Origin of the sequence: Pseudomyxococcus flavus, from assembly GCF_050038885.1 — a bacterium.
GTDB classification, from domain to species: Bacteria; Myxococcota; Myxococcia; order Myxococcales; family Myxococcaceae; genus Myxococcus; species Myxococcus flavus.
In genome coordinates this window covers 6,005,228-6,030,820 of record NZ_CP143624.1, presented here as the reverse complement: position 1 = coordinate 6,030,820, position 25,593 = coordinate 6,005,228, and the positions used below count along the sequence as shown (strand labels likewise).

26 protein-coding genes and 4 pseudogenes are annotated in these 25,593 nt (G+C 65.8%); 16 read left to right on the top strand and 14 right to left on the bottom strand.

The genetic code is table 11. The features are described from left to right. Positions 1-24: 24 nt before the first annotated feature. From VZL07_RS25490 to VZL07_RS25450, 9 genes are all read left to right on the top strand, one after another. Positions 25-579, top strand: a complete 555-nt coding sequence (locus VZL07_RS25490) for a DUF2231 domain-containing protein (protein WP_426750271.1) — start codon at positions 25-27, stop codon at positions 577-579. A 176-nt stretch (positions 580-755) separates the two neighbouring features. Then, complete coding sequence (locus VZL07_RS25485) at positions 756-980, top strand: hypothetical protein (protein ID WP_426750270.1); 225 nt, start codon at positions 756-758, stop codon at positions 978-980. Positions 981-1,244: 264 nt separating this feature from the next. After that, a complete protein-coding gene (locus VZL07_RS25480; RefSeq protein ID WP_426750269.1) occupies positions 1,245-1,499 on the top strand; it encodes a hypothetical protein in 255 nt (84 codons plus the stop codon). Then, positions 1,496-1,777: a hypothetical protein gene (locus VZL07_RS25475; protein WP_426750268.1), complete on the top strand. Its 282-nt coding sequence runs from the start codon at positions 1,496-1,498 to the stop codon at positions 1,775-1,777. The genes VZL07_RS25480 and VZL07_RS25475 overlap by 4 nt, the downstream gene beginning before the upstream one ends. Next, on the top strand, positions 1,774-3,732 hold the full coding sequence (locus tag VZL07_RS25470) for a hypothetical protein (RefSeq protein ID WP_426750266.1): 1,959 nt from the start codon (positions 1,774-1,776) through the stop codon (positions 3,730-3,732). The genes VZL07_RS25475 and VZL07_RS25470 overlap by 4 nt, the downstream gene beginning before the upstream one ends. Next, the gene (locus VZL07_RS25465; protein ID WP_426750265.1) at positions 3,729-4,658 is read left to right on the top strand and encodes a hypothetical protein; all 930 of its coding nucleotides are present in this window, start codon (positions 3,729-3,731) and stop codon (positions 4,656-4,658) included. Before VZL07_RS25470 ends, VZL07_RS25465 begins: the two co-directional genes overlap by 4 nt. Further along, entirely contained in the window at positions 4,655-5,494 is an 840-nt protein-coding gene (locus VZL07_RS25460) for an endonuclease/exonuclease/phosphatase family protein (RefSeq protein WP_426750264.1), read from the top strand. Before VZL07_RS25465 ends, VZL07_RS25460 begins: the two co-directional genes overlap by 4 nt. Positions 5,495-5,543: 49 nt before the next feature. Next, positions 5,544-6,425, top strand: a complete 882-nt coding sequence (locus VZL07_RS25455; protein WP_426750263.1) for an NAD(P)-dependent oxidoreductase — start codon at positions 5,544-5,546, stop codon at positions 6,423-6,425. 134 nt (positions 6,426-6,559) lie between these two features. Further along, complete coding sequence (locus tag VZL07_RS25450) at positions 6,560-6,961, top strand: VOC family protein (protein ID WP_426750262.1); 402 nt, start codon at positions 6,560-6,562, stop codon at positions 6,959-6,961. Positions 6,962-6,977: 16 nt separating this feature from the next. Here VZL07_RS25450 and VZL07_RS25445 read toward each other — a convergent pair whose 3' ends face one another. Beyond that, on the bottom strand, positions 6,978-7,553 hold the full coding sequence (locus tag VZL07_RS25445; protein WP_426750261.1) for a cysteine hydrolase family protein: 576 nt from the start codon (positions 7,551-7,553) through the stop codon (positions 6,978-6,980). 119 nt (positions 7,554-7,672) lie between these two features. Between VZL07_RS25445 and VZL07_RS25440 the strand changes: the two genes are divergently transcribed. Continuing rightward, complete coding sequence (locus tag VZL07_RS25440) at positions 7,673-8,107, top strand: Lrp/AsnC family transcriptional regulator (protein WP_426750260.1); 435 nt, start codon at positions 7,673-7,675, stop codon at positions 8,105-8,107. Between the two features lie 182 nt (positions 8,108-8,289). Here the strand turns inward: VZL07_RS25440 and VZL07_RS25435 are convergent. After that, positions 8,290-8,541, bottom strand: a pseudogene (locus tag VZL07_RS25435) (ISKra4-like element ISMfu2 family transposase); the annotation flags it as partial. 157 nt (positions 8,542-8,698) lie between these two features. On the opposite strand from VZL07_RS25435, the gene VZL07_RS25430 reads away from it, so the two are divergent. Next, positions 8,699-9,889 carry an IS256 family transposase gene (locus VZL07_RS25430; protein WP_426749971.1) on the top strand — a complete coding sequence of 397 codons (1,191 nt, stop codon included), beginning with the start codon at positions 8,699-8,701 and terminating at the stop codon, positions 9,887-9,889. Between the two features lie 57 nt (positions 9,890-9,946). On the opposite strand, the pseudogene VZL07_RS25425 reads toward VZL07_RS25430, so the two are convergent. From VZL07_RS25425 to VZL07_RS25415, 3 genes and pseudogenes are all read right to left on the bottom strand, one after another. Next, positions 9,947-11,125: pseudogene (locus tag VZL07_RS25425) on the bottom strand (ISKra4-like element ISMfu2 family transposase); the annotation flags it as partial. Between the two features lie 98 nt (positions 11,126-11,223). Next, positions 11,224-11,763 (bottom strand): IS630 family transposase, encoded by a 540-nt coding sequence (locus VZL07_RS25420; protein WP_426750259.1) that lies wholly within the window; start codon positions 11,761-11,763, stop codon positions 11,224-11,226. A 368-nt stretch (positions 11,764-12,131) separates the two neighbouring features. Then, positions 12,132-13,322, bottom strand: coding sequence for an IS256 family transposase (locus tag VZL07_RS25415; RefSeq protein ID WP_426749971.1), 1,191 nt, complete (start codon positions 13,320-13,322; stop codon positions 12,132-12,134). A 500-nt stretch (positions 13,323-13,822) separates the two neighbouring features. On the opposite strand from VZL07_RS25415, the gene VZL07_RS25410 reads away from it, so the two are divergent. Together VZL07_RS25410 and VZL07_RS25405 are read left to right on the top strand one after the other, a co-directional pair. Beyond that, positions 13,823-14,269, top strand: coding sequence for a helix-turn-helix domain-containing protein (locus tag VZL07_RS25410; protein ID WP_426750258.1), 447 nt, complete (start codon positions 13,823-13,825; stop codon positions 14,267-14,269). Continuing rightward, positions 14,241-15,113 carry an alpha/beta fold hydrolase gene (locus tag VZL07_RS25405; RefSeq protein ID WP_426750257.1) on the top strand — a complete coding sequence of 291 codons (873 nt, stop codon included), beginning with the start codon at positions 14,241-14,243 and terminating at the stop codon, positions 15,111-15,113. The genes VZL07_RS25410 and VZL07_RS25405 overlap by 29 nt, the downstream gene beginning before the upstream one ends. A gap of 280 nt (positions 15,114-15,393) precedes the next feature. On the opposite strand, the gene VZL07_RS25400 is transcribed toward VZL07_RS25405, so the two are convergent. Then, on the bottom strand, positions 15,394-15,999 hold the full coding sequence (locus VZL07_RS25400) for an aminotransferase class I/II-fold pyridoxal phosphate-dependent enzyme (protein ID WP_426750255.1): 606 nt from the start codon (positions 15,997-15,999) through the stop codon (positions 15,394-15,396). Positions 16,000-16,085: 86 nt separating this feature from the next. Here VZL07_RS25400 and VZL07_RS25395 point away from each other — a divergent pair, with 86 nt between their 5' ends. Beyond that, entirely contained in the window at positions 16,086-16,373 is a 288-nt protein-coding gene (locus tag VZL07_RS25395) for a hypothetical protein (RefSeq protein ID WP_426750254.1), read from the top strand. 40 nt (positions 16,374-16,413) lie between these two features. Here the strand turns inward: VZL07_RS25395 and VZL07_RS25390 are convergent, their stop codons facing one another. After that, the gene (locus tag VZL07_RS25390; protein WP_426750253.1) at positions 16,414-16,788 is read right to left on the bottom strand and encodes a hypothetical protein; all 375 of its coding nucleotides are present in this window, start codon (positions 16,786-16,788) and stop codon (positions 16,414-16,416) included. Between the two features lie 858 nt (positions 16,789-17,646). Between VZL07_RS25390 and VZL07_RS25385 the strand changes: the two genes are divergently transcribed. After that, positions 17,647-17,934, top strand: a complete 288-nt coding sequence (locus VZL07_RS25385) for a hypothetical protein (protein WP_426750252.1) — start codon at positions 17,647-17,649, stop codon at positions 17,932-17,934. Between the two features lie 2 nt (positions 17,935-17,936). After that, positions 17,937-18,845 (top strand): hypothetical protein, encoded by a 909-nt coding sequence (locus tag VZL07_RS25380; RefSeq protein WP_426750251.1) that lies wholly within the window; start codon positions 17,937-17,939, stop codon positions 18,843-18,845. A 194-nt stretch (positions 18,846-19,039) separates the two neighbouring features. Here the strand turns inward: VZL07_RS25380 and VZL07_RS25375 are convergent, their stop codons facing one another. The 7 genes and pseudogenes from VZL07_RS25375 to istA all read right to left on the bottom strand — a co-directional run bounded on the left by VZL07_RS25375 (position 19,040) and on the right by istA (position 25,539). Then, the gene (locus VZL07_RS25375) at positions 19,040-19,738 is read right to left on the bottom strand and encodes a hypothetical protein (RefSeq protein ID WP_426750250.1); all 699 of its coding nucleotides are present in this window, start codon (positions 19,736-19,738) and stop codon (positions 19,040-19,042) included. Positions 19,739-19,746: 8 nt separating this feature from the next. Then, on the bottom strand, positions 19,747-21,081 hold the full coding sequence (locus tag VZL07_RS25370; protein ID WP_426750249.1) for a hypothetical protein: 1,335 nt from the start codon (positions 21,079-21,081) through the stop codon (positions 19,747-19,749). Next, positions 21,078-22,058: a hypothetical protein gene (locus VZL07_RS25365; protein WP_426750247.1), complete on the bottom strand. Its 981-nt coding sequence runs from the start codon at positions 22,056-22,058 to the stop codon at positions 21,078-21,080. Before VZL07_RS25365 ends, VZL07_RS25370 begins: the two co-directional genes overlap by 4 nt. Before the next feature lie 102 nt (positions 22,059-22,160). Beyond that, positions 22,161-22,670 (bottom strand): annotated as a pseudogene (locus VZL07_RS25360) (tyrosine-type recombinase/integrase); the annotation flags it as partial. A 190-nt stretch (positions 22,671-22,860) separates the two neighbouring features. After that, positions 22,861-23,082, bottom strand: a pseudogene (locus VZL07_RS25355) (phage integrase SAM-like domain-containing protein); the annotation flags it as partial. Between the two features lie 184 nt (positions 23,083-23,266). Further along, a complete protein-coding gene (istB, locus tag VZL07_RS25350) occupies positions 23,267-24,055 on the bottom strand; it encodes an IS21-like element helper ATPase IstB (RefSeq protein WP_426750246.1) in 789 nt (262 codons plus the stop codon). Next, positions 24,052-25,539, bottom strand: coding sequence for an IS21 family transposase (istA, locus tag VZL07_RS25345; protein WP_426750245.1), 1,488 nt, complete (start codon positions 25,537-25,539; stop codon positions 24,052-24,054). The genes istB and istA overlap by 4 nt, the downstream gene beginning before the upstream one ends. Between the last annotated feature and the right edge of the window lie 54 nt (positions 25,540-25,593).

Sequence of the window (25,593 nt, the reverse complement as noted above, 5' to 3'; positions counted from 1 at the left end):
CTTCATGAAACCGGGGAGGGGACGATGAAAAGGAAGATGCTGCTTCATGAGCTGCACCCGTCGGTGGTGCACCTGCCACTGGCATTGCTGCCGACGGCGGCCGTGGCGGACCTCATCGTGGTGACCACGGGGGACCGCGCCTGGGAGAAGGTGGGGCGCCGCCTGTGGGTGGCGGGCGCGGCGAGCGCGGTGTTCGCCGGGGTGGCGGGCCTGGCCGCGAGCCAGGAGGTGCGCATGGACTCGCCGCGCGCCCGGGGCATGACGGTCCTGCACGGCATGGGAAATGCGCTCATCACGCTGGGCGCGCTGGGCCTCATGGCCTGGCGGCTGGCACGGACACCCACCCCCGTGACGACGGCGCTGGGCCTGGGCGCGTGCGCCTTCTCGCTCTGCACGGCGGCGCTCGGCGGGAAGATGGTCTACGAGCAGGGCGTCGGCATCAACACGATGCCGGAAGACGCGCCGCAGGGCACGCTGAAGGGCCCCCCGCTGCTGTCGCCCGAGGCCCCCGTGGCGCTCGTGAAGGACGCGGGCCGGGGCGCCGCGTGGCTGCTGGAGCGGGCGCGAGCGCTGCTCTGAGGGCGCGGGTAAGCGCCCCCGGCCGATGTCCGCGGTGCTCACGAAGGACACCCTTGAGGCTGGGGGTGTCCTTTACGGCTTCGAACTCGCGGAGCCCTTGCTCCGGGAAGCCACACGCGGGTCGCCAGCGCGGTGGATGTCCTGGGAGAGTCACGCCGCAGGCAAAGCGCGTCTACGTGGGACTCGAGAGGACGCTCGCCATCTGGCCGGGAGCGGACTCCATCCAGGACGTGGTGAAGCGCCCCGTCCCCGAGCGCGAGGACTCGGTGCTCCCGGTGGACCTCTTCGGTAGTGCCGCGGTGGTGGCCCAGGTGTCTCCCTGGGGACCTCGCTCTCGGTGCGGGGGCCGGACGGCCGCTATCGCGCGGGCGACGCGGGAAGGGCGCGGACACTCAACGTGATGAACCTGGTAGGGGCCTATGCCTTCGCGGTGGTCTACGCATAGGGTGACCCGGACGGGATGGTGTTGACACCGGCTCCGCCCGTTCACTCGACGCATCGAGTAACGATTGAGTTTATCGTTTCGGGGTGCACGCGTTGCTTCGCGGAAACGTGAGCGTCACCTGAGCCAGGCGGCACAGACATGCTTCAAATCTGTTTGAAATATCACTCCAGCTGACGGATGGTATCAGGCTCAGCGTGAATCGGACCCTACCGGAGGCCTGATGTCCAACCCCGTCCGCGTCGTCTTTCGCAACCAGGCCAACGCGCCTGTCACGGTCATCATCAACGGCTACCAGAACGCAAGCGCCAATCCGGTCCGCGTCTATTCGGGGCAGGTCACCGGGATGAGCGGTGTCTTCCAGGTGTCGGGCTACGCCTCCTACGCCTGCTCCGCCTATGCGACGACCATCGTCTCCCCGTCGCTCGCCCCCCAGACGGACGTCTCGGTCGTCTTCACCTCGGAGCAGACGTCATGAGCCGGATGCGTGTCGTCTTCGCCCCCCTTCCCGGGCAGACCTACGATGCATTCATCAAGAAGGTCTCCCAGGGCCACTCTAGCGTGGTGACGACCGTGAAGGTCTCCAAGTCGGAGACCGCCGACGTCATCGCGACGTTCTCCGGCACTCCGGGCGAGAGCTACTTCATGCAGCTCTACCCCTCGGGTGGAGCGAAGGCCCTCTCCGGGACGGCGACTTTCTCGTCGGACGTCAACATCACCTTCGGCGGGCTCTTCACGGTCTTCGAGGAGGGATGAGCGCCCCGCTGCCCCAAGAGACGCCGTCCCTCTTCCTTGTGTCGCTGCCCCGCTCGCTGTCATCGACGACGTGGCAGTGGGCGCGCGAGCTGTTGCAGCTCGCCTCCCCCGGCTGGGTGACGGATGGCGAGGTGCTCAACCTGGAGCGCTTCGGCTTCGCGTCCAACCCCGCGGCGGTGCACTTCCTGCGCCCGTCGGACGGCCCTGCCTTCGAGGCCGCCCGTGAGCACCTGGTGCACCTGGTGCGCCCTACGGGCTGGGCCTACAAGGACGTCACCCAACCCTTCGTCGTCTCCGCCGCGCTGTCCCAACCGGGCCCCCTCCGGGTGCTCAAGGTCCACCGCTCCCTGGCCGATGTCGCGCTCTCCATGGGAGACCGTGGCTGGACCTACCCCGCGCGGGGCGTGCGCCGCGACAACCCCGATGAGGCCCTCATCGAAGGCCTGCTCGACGCGCAGGAGGCACTGGATTCCATTCCGGGGTTGGTCGTGGACTTCGATGACCTGGCGATGGACGAGCTCGCGCTGCCTGCTTCGCTCCGCAGCCTCTATCCCGGGCTCGCCATGCCCGACGCCGTCACCTTCGACGAGGCGTTCCTCCGGGCGCGGGACGAGGTCCTCGCGCGACGCCGGACCGAGCGCCACCGGCGCCTGGGAGACCTGGTGCTGGAGGCCGTGCAGCGACGCGCGGAGCGCCGGACGCCCCCCGCGGACGAGCCGACGGCCACCCCGCCGGTGTCCGGACGCCGGAGCCGGCCACGCATCCTCGTGGTGGGGGACGCCGTGGCGCCCACCGGCTTCAGCCGGGTCACCGCGAGCATCTTCCGGCCCCTCGCCAGCGACTACGACATCCACCAGCTCGGCATCAAATACGCGGGAGGCGCCCACGACCTGCCATGGACGCTCCACCCGTCCATCGACGCCCGCGGCGTCAGCCGGCTACCGGAGCTGTGCGCCAGCCTGGCGCCGGACCTCATCTTCCTCGTCAACGACATCTGGGTGCTGGGGGACTATGCGCGGGCGCTCAGCCGCGTGCCTGGACGTCACCGGATGGTGGCCTACTGCCCCGTGGACTCCGGGCCGCTGAGCGCCAGCTTCCTCGCGGGGCTCCAGGGCATCCACCGCCTCGTCGCGTACACCGCATTCGGGCAGGAGGAGTTGAGCGCCGCCGCCGGCCGGCTCGCCACCGCGCCCACCTGGCCGCGGGTGGACGTCATCCCCCACGGCGTGGACACCGATGTCTTCCGCCCCCTGGCGCCCCTGGGCGAGTCGATTGTCGCCTCCCGCCGCGCCAGCCGCGCCGCGCTCTTCGGGACGCACGACCTGGACGACGCCTTCATCGTCCTGAACGCCAACCGCAACCAGCCGCGCAAGCTCATCGACCTCACGGTGCGGGGCTTCGCCGCCTTTGCGAAGGGGCGCCCCGACGCCCGGCTCTACCTGCACATGGGCACCGAGGACGTGGGCTGGGACGTGCGCGGGCTGGGAGAGCGCTTCGGCGTCACCGACCGCCTCATCATCAGCACGGACCAGCGCTACGCGCCCCGGCTGTCGCTGGCCCAGCTCAACCACGTCTACAACGCGTGCGACGTGGGCGTGAACACGTCCAGCAGCGAGGGCTGGGGGCTCGTCTCCTTCGAGCATGCCGCCACGGGCGCCGCGCAGGTGGTCCCCGGCCACACCGCGCCGGGAGAGCTCTGGGCGGGCAGCGCCGAGGTGCTCGACGTGGAATTGACCTTGTGCCAGCCCCGCATCCTCACCGACGCCCACGTGCCGTCCGTGGACTCGCTGACGGCGGCGCTGACCCGCCTGTACGAAGACCGGGCGCACCTGGAGGCCCGCTCCCGGGCCGCCCACGCGCTCGCCACCTGCCCCACGTTCCGGTGGGACAACATCGCCCTGGAATGGGCCCGCCTCTTCGAGGACGAGCTTGCCCGGGGTGGAGGCCGTCCATGAACACCCTCTACCAGCAGGCCCTCGCGGGCACCCTGAGCTCGGCGCCCACCAGCGGCATGCGCTCCATCCGCTTCTGGAACAACCTGCCCGTGGACGCGCAGCTCTTCTACCTCACCGAGGACGGCTCGCGGTGCGCCATGGGCGTCCTGCCCGCGGGCTACGCGGCCAACTTCTGGGTGGCCAACGGGGACTACGTCAGCTGGTCCTGCCGCCACACGGGCTCGTTCATCGGCGTGTGCGCCATCACCTCCAGCACGGACAGCGTCTACTTCGGGCCCAATTACATGACGCCCCCCAACGACATCGGCATGCCGCCCCAGCCCACCTCCGAGGTCATCATCCCTCCGGACTCTCCACGCGTCCTCGTGGCTGCGGGCCTGCTGATGAACCGCAACCGCACGGTTCGCGAGCAGTACTGGCGGCGGCTGCCCGAGTCCTACACCATCGCGCCGGGTGAGACGCAGACGGTCAGCACGACGTCCACCTCGAACATGCAGCAGACGTCCTCGAGCACGGAGACCGTCTCCGCCTCCCTCGGCGCCAGCGCGAGCGCGGGCTGGGGGCCCATGTCCGTGGGCGTCTCCGCCAGCCTGAGCGCCAGCTCCACCAGCTTTCAGGAGGTCTCGGTCAGCACCGAGTACACCGCCTACGTCTCCGACACCCTCACCGCCACGGCGAGCCACACGCAGATGTTCCTCAAGTGGCAGATGATGGACATCGTCAGCGTGCTCTCGCCGAACGGCGAGGTGCTCTCGAGCATCGTCAACGGGCTGTCCCCTGTGTTGGTGCAGGGGCCCTACAATGTGTCGGACCCCTCGACGCTGGGCACCGCGAAGAAGGCCCTGAACCCGGCGAGTCCGGGCTTCCCGCGCACGCGCGTCGCCGCCCGTCCGTTCCTGCCTCGGGCCGCCGCGGGGCGCAGGTGATCATCGCGTACTGGAATACCCAGCGGGCCAGCGGCCTGGCGTCCGCGAACCAAAACGCCCGGGCCCGGTGCGTCTGGTGCTGCGAGCAGATCCTGAGGTGGATCATCGCAACGGCCGAGACCCACCAGGCCCTGCCCTCGCTCATCTTCCTGGCCGAGGTGTCGCAGGGCGGTGGAGAGCTGGCCGCATACCTGAATACGACCTACAGCTACCGGGCGCGCTACATCCCCGCGGGCGACAAGAACAACAACCCCAGTCCCTGCTCCTTCATCGTCATGTGGCAGGAGACGCTGAACCCGGAGATCAAGGTCGTCGGAGCCAGCCAGAGGCGGCCCGTGTTGCGAGTGAGGCTGGATGACCTCACCGTGGGGGCCGTCCACATCATCGCCAACCCCTCCAAGGCTCCCGATGAGATTTACGGCGATATCACCGAGCTCAACGATGAGGACCAGCCCGCGGTGCTCATCGGCGACATGAACTATGCCTGGGATCGACTCTTCGAGCCGCAGATCGGCAATCCCGGGGGTTTTGCTCAAGAGATAAAGAACCACTTCCGGTGGAAGCCGGTCCCCCCGGGGCTCCAAGCGACCTACGGCCGGCGCTCGCCGGAGGCCGGGCGGACCCAGACCCAGATTCTGGATTACCTGTGGAAGTCCCCCGACGTCAGCCGAATCGAGGCCATGCCGCCGATTCCTGGCTACAACCAATGGACGCTGATCGACCATGCGCCCATTGCCTACCGCATCCACCTGAACGACGAGGACGAGCTGATGTCCGAGGCGGAGGATGAGATGGACGACGACTTGAGGGCCGCCGCGAGCGGCTCGCGTCGCTGAGCCGCGGAGGTAAGGCGCGGTGAGCATTAGAAACGAAACGAGCTTGCACATGCATCCGAGTCGTTCAGTGAAGCTGGCGGTGGTGGGTTGTGGTCTCATGGGAAGCGCACTGGCGCGAGCCTTCGCTTCGGCGGGCCATGACGTCGCGGTCTGGAACAGGACGCCGGGCAAGGCCGCGGCCGTCGGTGGTGGCACTCGTGCCTTTGACAGGCTCGTCGAGGCCGTCTCGGGCCGCGAGCTCGTCGTCGTCTCGCTCTCCAACTACGCCGCCGCCGCCGAGGTGCTCTCGGAGAAGGGCGTCGCGGCGGCACTGGCTGGAACGACGCTCGTGCAGCTCACCAGCGGCTCACCCGCGGATGCGCGTGAGGGACTGGCGTGGGCCCAGGCGAATGGCGTGAACTACCTGGATGCCGCGATACTCGCCTACCCGGGTTTCGTCGCCACCGAATACGCGACTGTTTATTACGCCGGTTCGCGTGACATCTTCGACCGGCACGCCGAGACCCTCCAGGCGATTGCCAGGAACGCCGTGTATGTCGACGAGAAGATTGGCGCTGCCGCGACGCTCGACTGCGCCATTCTCGAGGCCTACTACGGCGGCTCCCTGGCGTTCCTGCACGCCGCGGCCATGTGCCAGGCGGAAGGCCTGGACCCGAAGGCCTTCTTCGCGCAGAAGAGCTCCTTCCTCGGCCTGATTTCCGTCACCGCCGACGCCGCGCAGGGCATGATTGAGAAGGGGGATTTCTCGGGCGACCAGTGCAGTCTCGACACCCACGTCGCCGCAATCGAACACATCGTCCGGCTGAGCCAGGACGCCCGCATCAGCGCACGCTCTCCGAAGGAACTGCTCGATAACTACAAGCGAGCCGTCAGCGCGGGGCTGGGGGCCCAGGAGCTGCCGGCTGTGTTCCGGACCCTTACCCAGGGCTGATGCTCGCGGCGCTGCGCGGGCAGGAGCACGGCCGGAGCGGCTGGTTACCGCACGGGCCGAGAGGACCGCATCCGGCACCGTTGACGCGCTGGCGCACCGTGACACCATCCGCGCCCCACGCAAGGAGGCGCACGATGGCGCTGACGGCAGGGCTGAACCACCTGGGGCTCGCGGTGCTTGACCTCGAGTCGAGCACCCGCTTCTTCACCGAGGTGCTGGGCTGGACGGAGACCGGGCGTGACCCGGGCTACCCCCGCACCTCCGTCACCGACGGCCGCGTGCGGCTCACCCTGTGGCAGGTGGACCGGACGCTGGACGTGCAGCCTTTCGACCGGCGGCGCAACGTGGGGCTGCACCACCTGGCGCTCGAGGTGGAAAGCCGCGAGCGCCTGGATGTGCTCCACGCGCGGCTGCGCGCGGCCCCGGGCGTCACCATCGAGTTCCCCCCGGAGCCGCTCGGTGGCGGGCCCCGCATCCACATGATGTGCCGCGAGCCCGGAGGCATCCGGGTGGAGCTCCTCTGGCCGGGAGTGTGAGGCACGGCCGGCGGCTTCACGCCGCGCGCGGCGCCCCCAGCGCCTCGAGCAACTCCTGCGTGCGCACCACCCGGCCGAACTCGGAGTGCAGCGTGGCCAGGTGCGCGTGGTGGAGGGTGTCGCCGTCGAGGAACTGCCCCTCCGGCCCCGTCTGGCCCCAGGTGTGGCAGGCGTCGCCCGCCACCACCAGGTCGAAGCCCAGGTTGGCCGCCATGCGCGCCGTGGTTGAGACGCACATGTCCGTGCTGATTCCGAACAGCACCACCTGCCGGATACCGGCGGCCCGCAGGCGCTGCTCCAGGTCCGTGCCGATGAAGGCGCTGTTCACGCCCTTGGTCACCAGCGGCTCGCCCGGCTGTGGCTCGAAGCCCGGCTTGAGCGGGTTGCCCGGGCTGCCCGGCGCGAGGATGGACTGGGGGTTGCGGCTGTCGTGGCGCACCACGAAGACGGGCCTGCCCGCCTGGCGCCAGGCGGCGAGCAACGCGAGCGCGTTCGCTTCCATGTCCGGGTTGTTGCGCGGCCCCCAGGGCCTCAGGTCGAAGCCCCGCTGCACGTCGATGGAGATGAGCACTGCCCTGTCGTCGAGTCGCATGTCCTTGCTCCTTGCCCTTCCAGTGGGGCGCAGGGCACCCTAGGAACGGGCGCTGCCGGTCTGAAGCCGGCAGAGTGTCGGACGGGCCGGCAGGCTGCCGGTGGCGGAGGCGCGAAAACGTGGCGCTGGACGAACTGGACGGACGCATCCTGGCGCTGCTCGAGGCCAACGGCCGTGAGAGCACGACGAAGCTCGCCGCCAAGGTGGGCCTGTCGCGCACGGCCGTGCAGGAGCGCGTGGCGAGGCTCGAGCGCGACGGCGTCATCCAGGGCTACACCATCCGGCGCGGCCCGGGCACGCAGCCCGCGGGGGTGGTGGCCTACCTCACGGTGAAGCTCTCCGGCCCCGTCTGCCCGCGCATCGCGCCCCTGCTGCGCGACCTGCCCGAGGTGCAGCGCATCGAGTCACTCGCGGGCGAGCTGGACATGCTCATCCGTGTGCGGGCCACGGACCTCGAGGCGCTGGGCGCGCTGCGCGAGCACATCGCCCGCATCCCCGAGGTCCGCTCCGTCACCACCGCGCCCGTGCTCGCGCTGCATCTGGACCGCGGCTAGCCCTCTGACCGGGTGGATTCTGGCGGGTCGTAGCCGAACTTCGCCCGGGCCTTTGGGACAGTGAACCGCCAGCGGATTCGCAGCCGCTGGCGGTTTGCCCACCGCTCCCGTGCGTCTGTTTCCCGGACGAGCTTGTCGAGGGTGGGGATCCGCCGCTTGCCCGGGTGTGGCTCCCATCCTGATCATGCTGCGCGCCGAACGTCGGCCCTGTGCGGTGCAAGCGTGAGGTGCATAGCTTCGTCCCACCGCTCCGAGAGCACCAGGGCGCGCAAGTCCAGGATGTGCTGGCCAGACGCCTCCTTCCAGCGGGCGCCAGGGCGCTTCATGCGCAGGGAGACGAGAGACTTACAGGTGGCCTCCACGTTGCCGCTGCCAATGGGCAGTCCCCGCGCTCGCGCCTCGGCATAGTGCATTCGCTCGCCGTGGTTCTCCAGGGGGGGGTAGGGGTAGGGGGGGGGGTAGGGGTCGTGTCCCTATAAGTGTGTAGGAGGCCGGCTCCGAGTATTCGCAGAGCCGGCAAGGAGCGGGGAAGCTCCTCGGTGAACCCAACCACCGAAACCTCCCGGCCAGGGGAGGCCCAAGGAGTTCCCCGTGAAGAAGGCTACCGAGTTTGCCCCTCCCACCCAAGAGGAGGTGGGTGCGGACCTGCGCGCGCTGTTTCTCCAGGCCATCCACATGACGCTGACAGTGCTGCTCGAAGAGGAGGTGGAGCGACTGGTAGGGGTCGGCCGCTTCGAGCGTGTGGAGGGCCGACAGGACTCGCGCAACGGCTACTACCGGCGCGGCCTCACCACCTCGGTGGGAAAGCTGGAGGTGGAGGTGCCACGCACTCGCGGTCGCGGAGGCGCGGGAGCCGTGCTCGGGCGCTATCGGCGGCGCACCGAGGAGGTGGACGACGCCATTACCGCGGCCTACGTGCAAGGCGTCTCCACCCGGAAGATGGGCAAGGTGACGGCCGCGCTCATGGGAGGGGGCGTGGGCCGCTCCACAGTGAGCCGGGTGACGAAGTCCCTGGAAGAGAAGGTGGAGGGCTTGAAGAGGGCCCGCCTCACGCAGGCCTTTCCCTACGTCTACCTGGACGCCACCTTCCTCGATGCCCGGTGGGCCCGCGCGGTGGAGAACGTTTCGGCCCTGGTGGCCTACGGCGTCGGCGAGGACGGGCATCGGCACCTGCTCGCCGTCACCCTGGGGCCCAGCGAGTCCCAGGCCAGCTGGGAGGAGCTGCTCGAACAGTTGGTGGACCGAGGCCTGGGCGGCGTGCGCCTGGTCATCGCCGACGGCCACTCGGGCCTGGAAGCCGCTGTGCGCCGGCTGCTGCCAGAGGCTCGCCAACAGCGCTGCACCGTGCACCTGACTCGAAATGTGGCCGCCAAGGTGCCTCAGCGCGTGCGCCAGCGCGTCGCCCGTGAGGTGTCCGCCGTCTTCAACGCGCCCAGCCGCAAGGAGGCCAAGGTCCGCATGGAGGCCTTCAAAACGGGACTGGGCGCCCAACTGCCCGAGGCCGTCGCCTGCCTGGAGAAGGGCTTCGCTGCGGCTACCGTCTTCTACGAGTTCCCCCAGGGGCACTGGCGCCGCCTTCGCTCCACCAATGGCCTGGAGCGTCTGCACGGAGAGGTGAAGCGTCGCATCCGCAGCGTCGGTGCCTTCCCAGATAGAGCCAGTGCCCTGCGCCTCATCACCACCGTCGCATGGGAGGTCTCCAGCGTCTGGAGCGACCGCCGCTACCTCGACATGTCCCTGCTCAATCCCACCCAAGAACAGCCCGTTCAGCAGCTCTCCTGAAGCACACCGAGGCCCTCCCCCCGCTCCCCCCTCCTACACACGATTCGGGACTTGACCCAGGTAGGTGAGGGCCTCATGCACCGGTTGGCCGTCACCGAGGACGACGTGCCGCTTGCCGCTGGCGTGCAACGCCATGGCAATGGTCCACGCCGCCCCGGGCGTATTGAGCAGGGACAGCTTCCACTTCTCACGCAGCACGGAGGCCTTCTCTTCCCCAGCCACCACGCGCGCCGCACTTCCGAGCTTCTCCATCAGGTGCCAGAAGTCCACCAGGCGCACCGGCTTCTTGGCCGAGGGGGCATGGGTGGCGAGCGCCTCGTCCAGCAAGGTGTGCAACTCGGGAGCGCCATCGGTGAGGACGGCGACGTAGAGGCCGCGCCGTCTGGAAACCAGGGCCTGGACGTCGCGGGCCAGGCGCTCGGCAACCTCGCGGGCCTCGCCCCGCGGCATCCGCCCGTAGCGGAGGGTGCCCAGCGCTTCGCCGTGGGCGTCATGGAAGGTGAGGCAGGCGGCGTAGGCCATTCGCCAGACGACGTCCACCCGGCGCGTGGGGGCGCCCTTGCGAGGGCGGCCCACTGGCCGCTTCTTCGGCTCCTCCATCGGCACCGCCACCCTGTCCATGCTGACGCTCACACTCCGGGTGCCTCGGGGCACTCGCTGCGCCCGGGCCAGCGCCGCCTCCACCCGGGGCCGCTGGCCACCGTACAGCGCTCCCACCTCATGCCCCACCCGCTCGAAGGAGGCGCGGCAATAGGGCAGCACGCCCACCTGGCGCGCCGTCGCTTCTGCCTCCCGCGAGGTGCCCCGCGCCAGCAGGTACGCCATGGGCACCGCCGCCTCCGGCAACCAGCCGTCCGCCACGCACCCGGCTTGGACACTGATGGTGTCCACCGTGAGGCCATTGCGCTCGCCCACCCGCCGGTAGAGGCTTCTCTCTATTTCGACGGGCCCTTGCCGCGTCTTGTACGTCGCCGGGTACCGGCCGACTCGCACGTAGGGCTGGCCTTCGATGAGGACTCGGGCCGCGTCGACGTCGAGCCCTCGAAGCAACCTCCGCTTCAGCAACCGTTCCGTCTGCTCCGCTCCCGCATTCACCTCCTGCCACGCGGCGTCGAACGCGGCCAGGTCCCCTCTGCTCGCCCCCTCCACCCCTCGGTGGGCGCGCTTCAGCGTCTCCTCCAGCGCCTTCACGCTGTCCTCGAACCCTTCCGGCACTTCGATGGTGACCTTCGGCATCGTCTGGTGTCCTCCGGTGGCACAACCCGCCAGAAACCTCTCATTCTGCCGACCACTAGGCACCCGGCGAGCCCCCTGCCTGTTTGCTCACTCGTTGCTCAGTTCCAGAGCCACACCCGCTTGCCCAGGCCCTGACGGGACAGCAGCGAAACCTCTACCTCTGCCTGATTGAGCCAACTGCCATGCACGGGCGTGAAATGCACCGTGAAGCGGCGCCAGAGTCGACGACCTGCTCGCCTCCCGTACCGTACCTCCAGGGCGCGGCAGGAGTGGGTGCCGAGGTTATCGAGCACCAGGTGAATGGTCTCTGCGTCAGGGTCGTGATTGGCAATCTCCCACAGCGCTTCGGCAAATGCCTCGCTCTTTCTGTTGGGCGTGTCCTTCACGAAGTGCCAGCCCGCTTGGGGCGCCACTGCGCAGAAGAGATTGGCGGTGCCACAGCGGAAGTAGGCGCAATCCCGGCGTGCTTCTCGTCCACGACAGGCCGGCGAAGCAGGACGTCCCCACTCCAGCAACTGCACTGGCCTCTCATCGAAGCAGACGACGGGCTCAACCGGACACAGCGGCCGTTCGTACAACTCCAGCACGTCCTCCATGCGCTCCATGTACTGGGCGTCCAGTTCGGGCGCGCACCACATTTTCTTCCCGCCAAGGCTTCAAATCATGACGCAAGAGCAGCTCGCGTACGGTCTCCCGCCCCACCATTGCAACCAAGCCCCTGCGCACCGCCTCCTGGCCAATGGGGCGCACCGTCCATCAGGCGCGGCCCTCTGGCGGCGGCGAGCACACCATGGCCACCACCTCGCTCGCCTGCTTCTCTGTCAGAAGCCGCGCCGCTCCGGGCCGGGGCCTCTCATGCAGCGCCGCCCCCAGTGCTTTCTCCGGGTAGCGGCGACGTACGGTGCGCACCGTGGCTTGCGTGACGCCTACCGCCCCGGCCGCTCCCACCGGTCAAGTCCCGAATCGTGTGTAGGAGGGGGGAGCGGGGGGAGGGCCTCGGTGTGCTTCAGGAGAGCTGCTGAACGGGCTGTTCTTGGGTGGGATTGAGCAGGGACATGTCGAGGTAGCGGCGGTCGCTCCAGACGCTGGAGACCTCCCATGCGACGGTGGTGATGAGGCGCAGGGCACTGGCTCTATCTGGGAAGGCACCGACGCTGCGGATGCGACGCTTCACCTCTCCGTGCAGACGCTCCAGGCCATTGGTGGAGCGAAGGCGGCGCCAGTGCCCCTGGGGGAACTCGTAGAAGACGGTAGCCGCAGCGAAGCCCTTCTCCAGGCAGGCGACGGCCTCGGGCAGTTGGGCGCCCAGTCCCGTTTTGAAGGCCTCCATGCGGACCTTGGCCTCCTTGCGGCTGGGCGCGTTGAAGACGGCGGACACCTCACGGGCGACGCGCTGGCGCACGCGCTGAGGCACCTTGGCGGCCACATTTCGAGTCAGGTGCACGGTGCAGCGCTGTTGGCGAGCCTCTGGCAGCAGCCGGCGCACAGCGGCTTCCAGGCCCGAGTGGCCGTCGGCGATGACCAGGCGCACGCCGCCCAGGCCTCGGTCCACCAACTGTTCGAGCAGCTCCTCCCAGCTGGCCTGGGACTCGCTGGGCCCCAGGGTGACGGCGAGCAGGTGCCGATGCCCGTCCTCGCCGACGCCGTAGGCCACCAGGGCCGAAACGTTCTCCACCGCGCGGGCCCACCGGGCATCGAGGAAGGTGGCGTCCAGGTAGACGTAGGGAAAGGCCTGCGTGAGGCGGGCCCTCTTCAAGCCCTCCACCTTCTCTTCCAGGGACTTCGTCACCCGGCTCACTGTGGAGCGGCCCACGCCCCCTCCCATGAGCGCGGCCGTCACCTTGCCCATCTTCCGGGTGGAGACGCCTTGCACGTAGGCCGCGGTAATGGCGTCGTCCACCTCCTCGGTGCGCCGCCGATAGCGCCCGAGCACGGCTCCCGCGCCTCCGCGACCGCGAGTGCGTGGCACCTCCACCTCCAGCTTTCCCACCGAGGTGGTGAGGCCGCGCCGGTAGTAGCCGTTGCGCGAGTCCTGTCGGCCCTCCACACGCTCGAAGCGGCCGACCCCTACCAGTCGCTCCACCTCCTCTTCGAGCAGCACTGTCAGCGTCATGTGGATGGCCTGGAGAAACAGCGCGCGCAGGTCCGCACCCACCTCCTCTTGGGTGGGAGGGGCAAACTCGGTAGCCTTCTTCACGGGGAACTCCTTGGGCCTCCCCTGGCCGGGAGGTTTCGGTGGTTGGGTTCACCGAGGAGCTTCCCCGCTCCTTGCCGGCTCTGCGAATACTCGGAGCCGGCCTCCTACACACTTATAGGGACACGACCCTCCCAAAACCACCGTCCAGTCCTCGGACAGCAACTGCAATGCACGCGCTCCCCTCAACACGCGCACCGACTCGCGTCCGCGGTGTGTCAGCGCCTCCAGTGCTGCCCTGTCCGCCTGCTTCAGCTTCAGCCCTCGATTCCGCGCGTGCGTCCTCATGCCAGGGGAACACGCGCGGACCGCTCGTTGATCTCCTCCCGGTCAGAGGATTGCTCGCTGCGCCCAGATCGGCGTGCAGGCGAGATTTCATTTGTTTTTCATTGCAATCCGACACTCGCACACATTTTCACCCATGCAACCTCCGAGGCGCACCCCATTGATCCACATCATTCCCCATTATAACCTCAATAGGGAGTTAAAAGGAACAATCGTCGATGTCACATGACCTTGTCACCGTTGATCAGGCCGCCGAGCAGCTGAAGCTGCACCCCAAAACCGTGCTCCGTCACATCCGCGACGGGCGCTTACCTGCGGCACGAATTGGAAAGGCCTACCGTATCGACCGAGCTAAACTCGACGCATTCGCCGGCGTGGTGAGCAGCCGCGCAGATGCACGTGATGACGTTCGCGCGACTTGCATCGTCGACATCCCTCGCATGACGCCAGAGGGAGCGGAGCGGATGGCAACGTTCCTGAATGCTGCTGCCATGACGGGCAATGCCAAGACGTCGCCGCTGCACGTCAACACGGCCTTCGACCCGCTCGCCCAGACCCTTAAAGTCGTTGTGATCGGCAATCCGTCCGATGCGGCCAGGTTGCTAGAGATGCTGCAGCTGCAACTAGGGGGCGCCCATGACCGACGTGGTCTTTCGGAGCGATAAAGCAGCCGAGCAGGTTGAAGCTCAATACAGGCAGGTTCTGGACCAGTGGCCGGTGCCAAAATCGGAGCTACGCATTCCGACACGCCAGGGCTCGACATTCGTCCTGGCATGCGGCCCGGAGGACGCTCCCCCGGTTGTATTGCTCCACGGTTCGCAGGCCAATTCTGCGGCCTGGATGCCGGATGTCACGCTATGGTCGTCCAAGTTCAGGCTGCTCGCAGTCGACATGATCGGAGAAGCCGGGCTGAGCGCACGAGTTAGACCGGACCTTGACACGGATGCCCACGCATTGTGGCTCGACGACGTCTTCGAGGGCCTGGGGATACGGGCTGCCCGCCTTGTCGGTACCTCGCTCGGCGGCTGGCTTGCGCTCGACTATGCGAGCAGGAGGCCTTCAGCGGTGCAAGCACTCGCATTGATCTGCCCAGCCGGTATCGGTCGGCAGAAGAACTTCCTGCTGAAGGCAGCGCCGCTCCTGCTTCTCGGCCCGTGGGGGAAGCGCAAGATTCGAGAGAAGGTTTTCGGTCCCGCTCCAAGTGAACTCCCTGCCGAAATGCAGTTGATGGCTGACCTCATGCAGACTGTGGGCAGAGCAATCAAGCCACGGGTGGTGAAGCTCCCACAGTTGACCGACGAACAGCTGGGCCAGCTCGATATGCCGATACTCACGATCGTCGGCGGACGAGATGTCCTGCTCGACTCCCGGGACACGCGGGTTAGGCTCGAACGATCCGTCCCGCATGCGGAGATCTGCTTCATCGAAGATGGCTACCACTTTCTGCCGAACCAATCGCAGCGCATCATGGAATTTCTGCAACGGACTGTTGAACCAGCCAAAGGTTAACGCCGCGGCCGCGCCGGCTCCTTTCGCTGAGCATCCCCCGCTTCTCTGCGCCTATCCGTGGTCTGTTGGCGGTCATCGCGGAGCGAGGAGTTCAGCTCTTCTTGGCCTTCCACTCGGCGCGAGACTCCTTTTGGTCTTCTTGGGACGCGGTGGCGGCAGCAAGGGGGCCACACGCCGCCAAAGGCGTCCGGGACGAGTTCGTCGGGTTCCTCGGGACATACCTCGCTGGCTGGGCGCGCGGGTCGGGGCCGGGTGAGTCAACCCAGGCCGCTCCTCTTGTCTACTTGAGGGAGCGGCGGCTGCGCGCTGCTCCGCGGGCGCGGACGCATTCGGCCAGTCGAAGCACACCGTCATCAATCGCGGAGGGACGGATGGCTCCGTAGCCGATGACCAATCCTCGAACCGGTCCTCGGGTGACACTGAAGCGCGAGACCGCGCTCACGCCGACGCCCGCTTCCCGGGCCAATCGCACGACGGCATCCGGATCGACTCGGGAGTCGCGGAAGAGCGCGCTCAGATGCAGCCCTGCCTCCCCCGGAACGAGCTTCAGGGAATCCCCCAGGTGCCGATGAAGCGCGCTCTCGAGTCGCTCACGGCGTTCCTGGTATTGCCGCCTCGCCTTCCGGATATGGCGGGCCAGCAATCCATCCTCGATGAACTGCTCGAGCGCAACCTGGAGAAACGGCGGGCTGTGCCAATCGGCGACCAGCTTCGCGGACCGCAGGGCACTGCGCAGCGACGGAGGGGCCACCACGTATCCCAACCGCAAGCTTGGGAGCAGGGTCTTCGAGAAGGACCCCACATAGAGCACGCGGCCGGAGGTATCGAGCGTGTGCAGCGGCTCGAGCGGACGGCCGCCGAACCGGAACCACTCCTGCTTCTCCACCGGCTTCGACAGGCGCGCCAGGGTCCACGGCGCCGACTCCTCACTCAACGTCCCTCACCACGTCGTTGGCCGGACGATGCCAAAGCGTGCGCCGCACGGTGCAGGTGCGGCGCCGGGATGGTCCGGTGTCCGTGCTGAAGCTGGCCGAGGGCGAGGACACCGCGGCCTTCCTGCGCCGACTGCGGGGCCTCGCGGCGGACGCCACCGCTTCTCATGTCACGCCCGGCACGGCGCCCGTGTTCTTCGCGGGGATGTCGGACGTCCCCGGGCTCCCCACGGGCAGCGAGGGCTATGCGCTGCGCTTCCTGAACACCTCCGCGGGGGAGGTCGCCTGGCTGGACGCGGGCGACCGGGCGTCGGCGCTGAAGGGTTGACCCTGCGACTGTCGTCCGGGTGAGCGCGCGGCACCTTGTCTCAAGGCGTCGTCTCGTGCGCTTGGGCTTCCCCCAGAGGGGAGGCCTCGGCCGCGTAGCCCGCTCGCCGGGCCCACGCGTCAACGATGGGGTCACTCGTGCGCACGGCAACCCAGGCGCGGGTGTTGTCCTGGGCCTGGGCGCAGGGGATGAGCGTCAGCAGGCTGGGGCTCGGACCTTTGGGGCGGGTGTCAGGCAGTTCCTCGACGTCCAGGAACGCGTTCGGCGGGATGCGGACGGGCGTCGAAGTCTCCGTGAAGCGCTCCAGCACGGGCGTCGCGCGAACCACGTCCCCGTTTGGCATCGAGGGCTGGCCGTACTTCAACGTCGCCATGTCGACCTGCACGATGCACAGGGTCGGGCTGGGAGAGAGCATGAAGGCGTCACCTTCGCGGACATCGAGCTTCAATTGACGGCTGATGTCACCGTTTTCACGGCTGAAGAGACTGACGCGATGGGGGCCGCTGGACACTGGATACGTGGCGTGCCGATTGACGAGATGGCTCGGCTCCTCCGCTTATGCGGACGTCTGCATAACGGGGGTTATGCAAACGCCTCGCATATTCCGCGTTGTCAGGATGTCGCTTAGTACGCCGAAGGACATGCGTGGGATAACTAACCATCCAGTCCGAACGTGGCTGCTTCGGGAGGCGCATCCGCGGTCCCCAAGCCCGACCAGCGGCCTAAGCTGATTTCGGCGGTCGCCACATCCACCTGGAGATGGCACCCCGCCTTGGCATCATCGAGGCAGTTGTGCGCCACTGGGCAAAGCCACTGCGAGGATGCAGTGTTTGCGCGCTACATTAGCGGCCTCGTATGGAGCGGCTACCGCATGTGGCGCTGCCCTCATTGAAAGAACTCGCGCTGCTGCACCGAAGTGTCCTTGCGGATGCGTTTGCGACGGCTCAATGGCCGCTGCCAAGCATGTCACACCTTAAACTCGCATGGGAGAGCGAGGCATGTGATGCAATTCCAGTGGAGTTTCTTACAAGTAATTCGACATAGTCGTGGTGAGGGACGGGCTATGCTGTGGCGAGGAGCCCAGGCCGCTGCGAATCGGCCCCGGCCCTTCTCTGAGAGAAAACTTGCAAAGGAGCCCATTGGCTGATGGACCAGAGGTTCATTGGCCTGTCCAGACCGACCGCATCCTTGGTAGAAAATGCAGGAGCCGTGTCATGCCCGCTCGGAGAGCGGGTCGTGATCTAGTCGATTTGGAAAGGACAAGGGAGGGGCGATGCGGACAATCAACATCACCGTTTCACCCGTGAGCGGCAATTTTTCCATGCTGTTCGCCAAGGTGAACAAGATCACGAAAATCAACACGACCGGCGGAGAAGGCTCTTGGGAAGGCAAAGTACTGAAGGATCCGAGTCAGCTCAAAATCGGCGCGCGTGGCGTGAAAGGCTCCAAGTACGAATACACTCTCAAGGAGGTAGACAAGGTCGGAGGGACCGTCAAGGAGAAGAAGAAAACTCGGACCATTGATGCGACTGGCAGGGACGCGGTCGAGCTCGATTTCTAGCCATGAGAACACTCATATTGCTGGTGGTGTGCGGAGTCCTCGGCACCGCGCGAATGGCACATGCTGACGAGGGGAAACTCCGGTTCGACCCTGTATCACTTCTCGTTGGGAAGGATGTGACCAAGGTTGAGTTAGAACCCAAGTACGACTCGGACGGTGACAACTTTAACGGGTGGTTGCTCGGCGGCAAGGTGAAGATTCCCGCGACAAAGGTCGAGGGCAGCGCACAGGCCGCGCTGCTTGAGTTCAACGACGCCTGGGCGCTGGGGCCTGTCATTGGGAAGCAGTTCTCGGGTGGCGACCCGGAAGAGAACTCGTGGAAGTTCCTGCTCCAAGGCGAGTGCGAGCTGGGACTCCGCACGTTCAAGTACTTCCCCGGAGCAGGGGAAGAGGATGAAAAATCCACCCGGCTCTCCTTCGCACCCGCGGCGACAGCGCTCTTTTGGAAGGGGTCCCAAACGCGGGAGTTCGCCTTTCAAGCTCGCATCCGCTATGCGCGTGAGTGGAAAGAGGCGAAGGCCGTGGGCATTGTCACGCCTGGCTCTGAGGCCGACGGCACTCCCGCCCTCGTGAAGGAGGAGAAGATCGTCGATCAGCCTTCGGTGACCCCCGCCCTCACCGGCCTGATGTATGGATACACGCGCTCAGGGAGCTCCAATGTGGCCTTCGGCTTGGCGTTGAAATATACAACGACCGGCACCAAGGAGTTGCACGCGCTCAGCAAGGGCCCGGAGGTCTTCCGCCCCGAGTTTTGGGTCTATTATCTCCCCAGCGATGTCAAGCCAGCGAACCTTCGCCTCGGTGTCGGTGCCTACGCGGACCTCTACACCCGGGGGGAGGCGGAGGAGGATGTGGAGACGTACGGCCTCCTCCTGCAGGTCAAATGGGGTACCCCGGTCTTCGCCTACTAACTAATACTAGTCTAGTGGGCTGTCATACAATTTTCCCTCATAGAGTGGCCGAGGTTGATTCGCATTGGCCTGGGCTCTTCGCCAGAGCAGAGTCCGCCCCGCCCTCACGACTATGTTGAATTACTTGTGAGACTCTCCACTAGGCAGCCAGAGGGCGCATCGGTTGGCCAGGCCGTACGCTGCCAGCCCCGCGTTCACGAAGATGCGGGGAGGCGCACCTGCCGGCGGGCTGCCGCACCGAGGGCATTTCTGAGCACTAGAGCTACAGAGTTCAGGTCGCCTTTCTCCACAAGCGCGCGCCCCTCCCCTGAGAGCTCGCAGCGGGCTTCGCCTCCCGCCCAGGAAAGGCCTACGCGCTCCAGAACCGTGCTATGTCCCGTTACAAAATTGCTCTGCACCCTACGGACATCCTCTGGGCCTGCCACCAGCACGCGAGCGTGAGCGTTGTCCGACAACCGGATGTTCGAGGCTTCTATCAGATGCACTTGGACTCGCGGCGCCTGCCGTTCGACGGCCGACAGCCACCACTCCATCGATACGACCGGAACGCGGATTTGCGCCGTGTCTCCAAGATGCTCTGCAAGGCGGTTGAGGAAGACTTTGCACGAACGCGGCGGGGAATTGACCTGGATTTGGGGCAGCGACTCCAGAATCGTGAAGCGGAGCTGCCGGTACTCCACGCGAGACTGGACCTCAATTCGACCAAAGGGGTCTTCTACTTCTGCCTCGTACTCGATGCGCTCAATGAATCGCCCATTGATCTCACTCCGAGCTCCGGGCTCAAGCCTAAAGCCCGAGGAGCGATTCGTCCTATACTCGTCCTTTAGCAACTTCGTGCGTATTGCGCCTATGCTTATAGGGGCGCCTGTCACTTCGAACCATCTCACCCGCATGTTGAGCCTCAGTTTGACGCAGCTTCAGAGGCCTTATTAGGCGCGGCCCCCTCCCCCTGGCTCGCAGCGCTGGCCGAGGGTTCGGAGGCCTGCTTGGGCGTGGCACCCTTCCCCTGGCTCGCAGCGCTGGCCGAGGGCTCCACGGACTCGTGTGGCGAGGGCACTTTCCCCTGACTCGCCGCAATGGTCATGTTCAAAGCCGCCTCGGCGGACTGCTCAAGTTTCGCATTGAACTCGGCGGCTTCCAGAGCATCGACTGGAGACCTAGCCTTGCGATGCTCCCCGTCATCCTTGCGCTTGTATGCGCCAAGCACAGCGTAACTGAACCCTGTACCTTCGTTCGGATCGCCGAACTGAGCCTCGAACTCGATCAACCGGCCCTCTGAACTGCTTTCTAGCGATTTCCAGACGGCATGGCTTACGAAGAGGCCCGCATCAGTCAATCGCTTATACTCTTCCGAGTGCAAAACGCCCTCACCCTCGAGGACGACTCGCTTCACGACACCAATAATGGCGTCCTTCGCCTCGGCTTCTGCCTCTTGCTCCTCAGACGGTTCGCCTTCAGTCGCATCAACAAGGTCGGTGTCCTCGCCCAATGCCTGCGTTTCCGTCATCTTCGCAAACGCGGGCACATTATCCTTTGGCATCCGATTCACCTTGACGTCGGTGACATCGGGCGATGAGAACCCAGGCAACCCTCGCATCAACTGCAAGAAGAAGTTAGTTCGAAGACCCGGGTCCGAAACCCCCTTCAACTCGATTTGCCGACGACTTACCTTTGTGGAGGTATCCTCCTCAAGCCGCTCCGTAATCTCCTTCACAATCTCCGCAGCACGTCCCGTCGCTTGGTGACGGACCTTGTAACCGGAGTCACACTTCTCAAACGAGATGGTCACTTCACGAGGCTGGCGCTGGAAAAGGCGCGTCTTAGACGTATCAGGCTCAGTGTACTGGACCGTAACACTGATAAATCCCACTCGGGTCGCGGCCACGCTGTACACCTCGTCGCGACCGGATATGCGATTGTCGCGCACCGCCTGAATGGCGGAATGGAGTTCCTTCGTCGACGCCGAGGCTTCAATCTGCATGTAGGTCGTAGGCTCCTTCCGGCCGGCCGACTCCGTCGCACGCAGTAGCGTCGTCAGTTCCAACCAGCCAGTTGGAAGGCGCGAGAGGTAACGCACGATGGCCTCACGGTCATCCTCTGGCGAAAGAATGATTCCGCGCGACCGCGCAAGTGCAATCAAGCGCTGCTTGTTGAGTTTCTGCTTGGCCGCCAAAAGGAGGTCCGCAATGTCCTTGTCATCAGCAAAGAACAGCGAATTACAGTGTCGTTTGCTCATCCCTCACGCCTCATTCCCAACTCAAGCTCGCTGAACTTGGTTATGATGCTGGAGACAACCTCACAACGAATCTGCGTCAATCGCTTCTTAATGTCCCGACTAATGGCGAAGTGGTCGGCATACTTCTCGGCAGCACGCTCGAATATGACGGGCGCCTCCTGCTTACCATTAGGCAGCCTCAGTCGAATTCGCGTATTTTCCTCAAGAAGCTGAAACCTAAAAAGATAGTCAATGAGATACATAAACTCGTCCGTGGAGTTCCCATCTCCACGGTAGTAGATCAACACCTCATCCCAAGAACTCCCGTCCTTTTCATTGCGATAGCGCAGGGTCTGCCAAGGGCCGGTGAGCATTTCCAATGTTGCAGCACCAAGACTGTTGGACCGAGCGCGCACTTCTACGAGATCTGGATAGTAGAATTTGCACTCCGACGCCTTCGGCATCTGCTCCAGGCCACGCATCACACTGATGTCGTTGGACACCGTTCGCAGGTAGGAGATCTCCGAAGGACCAACAATGAACATTCTGAGGCCAGAGGCTAGACTGAACGCCTTGCCGTCGACGTTGTCGATCTTGCGCTGAAAATCCCCATCATACTCGGCGTCGTGATTGTAGATAAAGAGCATCCCAGCGACGGAGCGATTCATCCCGTCATTCACGAATCGCTTTTGCCATTCCTCCGACTGATTGGCGCACTCCGTAGCCATAGCCAAGGACCGGGCGGCTGCGGCGAGGTCGCTCTTTTCAATCTTGAGTGCCGAGTAACTCTTAAGGTCGACGTTAACATAAATTCGCTCGTCGCGATACGGCTCATCGTACCAAAACACGACATCAGACGGGTGCGTCTTCTTGCCGTGCCCCTCAAGAACACACGGCCAGTTTGTATCCTTAGGACCAACTCTCTGCCACCCAAAGACTGAGAAGATCTCCATGGAGATCTTGTCGGCCATGGCTGCTATGTTGTTGGATTCACTCATGACAGGTCGGAGTTCAAACTACGGGTCAAAGATTGACGCAACTCGTCAAGCCCCAATATACTCCACGCACGATTGAAATCCAATGCATGAGTGAGGCGCTTGTCAGATGCTTGCGAGGAAAGCCTCCACGTCCGCATCTGCCTTGTAGCGCAGGGGCCTCACCTCATGCCCTTTCAGCCGGGAGAGGGCGCGGTCCTTCGACTCAAGATCCGACTCGAAATAGCGGTGGGTCGTCTTGATGCTCTCGTGGCCGAGCCAGAGCGCAATCTCAGTAATGCTCGCCCCTGATTGGTGTAGGTGCATCGCCGTGGTGTGCCGAATGGTATGAGGGCTCACCCTTTTTCCCACCAGGGTTGGGCACCGTTTGCTCGCTGTCGTCACGGCGATTTCCAGCCGCCGCTCAATGCTGGAACGAGACAGTCGGCCGCGCTGAGGATTAGGGAATAGCGGGTCTGCTGCTCTAAGCTCACTCTGCTCAATCCACACCTTAAGCTTCTTGCGCACAGCTGGGACGAGCGGAATGGCGCGTTGCTTTCGCCCTTTGCCGCGTATGCGGATGGCAACCTCTCGGCACTCCGTGAAGTCCTCTACCCGCATGTCCGCCAGCTCGGAGACACGAGCCCCCCGTAAAGTAGGCCATCTCGAAGAGTAGCGCGTCGCGGCGGCCCGTAGGCGTGCTCACGTCGGGTGCAGCAAGGACGGCCTCCATCTCCTCCTGGGTAAGATGTCCGAGGAGCGGCTCGTCGAACCGCTTGATGGGGATACTGAGTGTCCCCGTTAGGTGAGCTGCTGCGGCAACATCCCGGTCCACTGCGTAATGCAGAAACGCCTTCAGTCCAGCGAGGCGGTGGTTACGCGTACGGATGCTGTTGCCGCGCACCGTCTCGAGCCAGTCCAGAAAGGCCAGCACGTTGCTGCGGTTAAAATCCTCAAGTGACAGTTCGGAGTGCTTCTTCTTCAGCCGCTCCTTTGCGAAGTCTCGGAAGCGATAGAGGACGTCGCGGTATGCTCGCTTGGTGCATTCGGTCGCGTTGACATGGTTGGTGAGGTGGTGTCCTCAGCGTCAACTACTCGTTCCCCTCGACGACAACTAATTCTCCCCATCGGGTTTGATCTTCAGAACGCGTTCACGTCGTCGTCGTTGCCGCTGGCTTCGGGTGGTTCACCTCCTCGGGCACAATCCTCGCTGCGTGAAGCGGCGCTGGTGCTCAGCCCTCTTCGCGCGGGGCCGGGGCCCTCTCCCGCTCCGCACGAGCACGGGCCTGCTCGTCGCGCACGGAGGGGCCGGTCATCTCCAGGATGAGCGCGTGGTGGACGACCCGGTCGATGGCGGCCGCCGTTGTCATCGGGTCCTTGAAGATGCGGTCCCACTGGCTGAAGACCAGATTGCTGGTCAGCAGCACGCTTCTCCTCTCGTAGCGCTCGGCCAGGAAGGTGAAGAGCACCTCCATCTCCTCCCGGTCCTGCTGGATGTAGCCGATGTCGTCGAGGATGACGGCGTCGTAGCCATCCAGCCGTTTGAGTTCCTGCTCCAGCTTCAGTTCCTTCTTGGCCGCCAGCAGCCGCTGCACCAGCAGCACCGCGGGGACGAAGAGGACCGCGTAGCCGCGCTGCACCAGCTCGTGCCCCACCGCGGCTACCAGGTGCGTCTTGCCCCGGCCGGGCAGGCCGAAGACGAGGACGTTCTCGGCCCGCTCCACGAAGCCCCCCTCGCACAGGGCCGGCAGCTGGCGGCGCACCTTCACCGGCAGCTTGTCCTGCTTCAGGGTGCCCAGCGTCTTGTCCGCCGGCAGGTGGCTGGACTTCAGCAGCCGCTCGATGCGCCGCTGTTGGCGCTGCGCTACCTCCATTTCCGCCAGCTGGCGCAGGTACTCGGTGTACCCCCAGCCGCCGGCTTCGGCCCGGCGCGCCAACTCCTCGTGGTGGGCGGCCAGGGCTGGCAGCTTCAGCCCGCGCAGCAGCACGGTGAGCGCCGGGGCTTGCGAGGCGGCACTCATGACGCCACCTCCTGGCCCTCGGTGAGCAGCGCGTCGTAGGCCCTCAGGTCCACCTCGGGCACGGCCAGGTGCGGCACCTCGCAACGCACCGGCGCCACTGCGGCCTTCACCGCCTCCGCACTCCGCAGGCCCCCGGCTGCCAGCAGCTTCTCGAGAGCGGCCTGCACGTCGGCCTCCAGCGTGGAGGCGGCCAGGTGCAGGATGCGCAGGTACTCCATGTCCGCCTTGCGCTCCTCCAACTGCTGCCTCAGCGCGTCGTACACCCGCCGGAAGGTGAGCGAGGGGAACAAGTCCTCCCGGTAGCGGTACTGCGCGAAGGCCCCGGGCTTCTGCACCAGACTCCAGATGAGGTGCCGGTAGTTGATGCGATGCCCATTACGCCCGTGCAGCCGCTGCACCGTCAGCTGCGCCTCTCCCCGGTGCAGCACCTCCAGCTTCTCGTCGTACAGCCGCACCCGCACCGTCTCGCCGATGAGCCGGCTGGGCACCGAGTACGTGTTGTGCTTCACCCGGATGGTGCTCCACCCGGTAACGAGCACGTCCACCTCGCTGTACTCGGGCAGCTTCTCCACCGCCAGCGGCCTCATGGCGGCCAACTCCTGCGCCACTTTCTCCGAGCGCAGGGCGTTGGCCTTGGTGACCACCTGCTGCACCCACGTCTCGTACGCCGCCACGCTGTCGAAGTCGGCGCTGCCGCGCACCAGCAGGTGCTGCGTGAGCCGTCGCTTGAGGGCGCCGTTGAGCGCCTCCACGTCTCCATTCTGGTGCTTCTCGCCCACCTCGATGGTGCGCGGCTCCATGCCCAGGTGCTGCATGAGGGCCAGGTACTCCGGGTTGAAGCCCCGCTTGCCGTCGGCCAGCCGGTGCGTGGCCGCCGTCGAGTTGTCCGTCTGGTGGTAGCGCGGCACCCGCCCCAGCTGGAAGAGCGCGGCCTGCACGCCCCGCTTGATGGCCGCCAGCGACTCCGACTGGCACACCGTCACCCATTCCCAGTTGGAGTACGGCAGCACCGGGTGGCACAGCAGGTGCGCGAACGGCTCCCCGCGCACGGTGACGCCCAGCTCCGTCCCCCAGGTGAAGTCCGTCTGCATGGCTTCCCCCGGCCGGTGGGCCTGCGCGAAGAACACCTCCTTGGCCGGGCCCGCCTGAGCTCGCCACTGCCGCACCCGCCGCTGCAACGTGCGCAGCTGCCCCGGCTGGTAGCGCTCAGGCGCTTTGGCTAGCAGCTCCTCGAAGAGCGTCTTCGCCTCCAGCTCGGGCGCCTGGGCCAGCCGCTCGGCCAGCGCGGGCCAGTCCTCCTCGAAGGGGTCCTGCCGGGTCCGCCAGTCGCGCGGCGGCTTCACCTCCGACGGCAGCTGCTTCTGCTTCCGGTACTTCCTGGCCGTCTTGCGGTCCATCCCGGCCTTCGCCGCGGCGAGCCCGAGGTTTCCGTGCTTCGTCAACTCCTCCATCAGCTTCCTCACCTGGGCGTCCGTGACCGCCACCGGAACTCCTCCTCGTCCGGCGGCATGTACCGACGCCTTCACTCAAGATGGGGA

What these genes read in the sequence shown, in the direction of transcription:
- VZL07_RS25380 (WP_426750251.1), top strand. Translation starts at nt 17,937, where the DNA reads ATGAGAACACTCATATTGCTGGTGGTGTGCGGAGTCCTCGGCACCGCG.
- VZL07_RS25465 (WP_426750265.1), top strand. Translation starts at nt 3,729, where the DNA reads ATGAACACCCTCTACCAGCAGGCCCTCGCGGGCACCCTGAGCTCGGCG.
- VZL07_RS25490 (WP_426750271.1), top strand. Translation starts at nt 25, where the DNA reads ATGAAAAGGAAGATGCTGCTTCATGAGCTGCACCCGTCGGTGGTGCAC.
- VZL07_RS25390 (WP_426750253.1), bottom strand. Translation starts at nt 16,788, where the DNA reads ATGCTCTCTCCCAGCCCGACCCTGTGCATCGTGCAGGTCGACATGGCG.
- VZL07_RS25420 (WP_426750259.1), bottom strand. Translation starts at nt 11,763, where the DNA reads ATGTGGTGCGCGCCCGAACTGGACGCCCAGTACATGGAGCGCATGGAG.
- VZL07_RS25445 (WP_426750261.1), bottom strand. Translation starts at nt 7,553, where the DNA reads ATGCGACTCGACGACAGGGCAGTGCTCATCTCCATCGACGTGCAGCGG.
- VZL07_RS25480 (WP_426750269.1), top strand. Translation starts at nt 1,245, where the DNA reads ATGTCCAACCCCGTCCGCGTCGTCTTTCGCAACCAGGCCAACGCGCCT.
- VZL07_RS25475 (WP_426750268.1), top strand. Translation starts at nt 1,496, where the DNA reads ATGAGCCGGATGCGTGTCGTCTTCGCCCCCCTTCCCGGGCAGACCTAC.
- VZL07_RS25410 (WP_426750258.1), top strand. Translation starts at nt 13,823, where the DNA reads ATGTCACATGACCTTGTCACCGTTGATCAGGCCGCCGAGCAGCTGAAG.
- istB (WP_426750246.1), bottom strand. Translation starts at nt 24,055, where the DNA reads ATGAGTGCCGCCTCGCAAGCCCCGGCGCTCACCGTGCTGCTGCGCGGG.
- VZL07_RS25375 (WP_426750250.1), bottom strand. Translation starts at nt 19,738, where the DNA reads ATGCGGGTGAGATGGTTCGAAGTGACAGGCGCCCCTATAAGCATAGGC.
- VZL07_RS25470 (WP_426750266.1), top strand. Translation starts at nt 1,774, where the DNA reads ATGAGCGCCCCGCTGCCCCAAGAGACGCCGTCCCTCTTCCTTGTGTCG.
- VZL07_RS25370 (WP_426750249.1), bottom strand. Translation starts at nt 21,081, where the DNA reads ATGAGCAAACGACACTGTAATTCGCTGTTCTTTGCTGATGACAAGGAC.
- VZL07_RS25365 (WP_426750247.1), bottom strand. Translation starts at nt 22,058, where the DNA reads ATGAGTGAATCCAACAACATAGCAGCCATGGCCGACAAGATCTCCATG.
- VZL07_RS25405 (WP_426750257.1), top strand. Translation starts at nt 14,241, where the DNA reads ATGACCGACGTGGTCTTTCGGAGCGATAAAGCAGCCGAGCAGGTTGAA.
- VZL07_RS25385 (WP_426750252.1), top strand. Translation starts at nt 17,647, where the DNA reads ATGCGGACAATCAACATCACCGTTTCACCCGTGAGCGGCAATTTTTCC.
- VZL07_RS25450 (WP_426750262.1), top strand. Translation starts at nt 6,560, where the DNA reads ATGGCGCTGACGGCAGGGCTGAACCACCTGGGGCTCGCGGTGCTTGAC.
- VZL07_RS25455 (WP_426750263.1), top strand. Translation starts at nt 5,544, where the DNA reads ATGCATCCGAGTCGTTCAGTGAAGCTGGCGGTGGTGGGTTGTGGTCTC.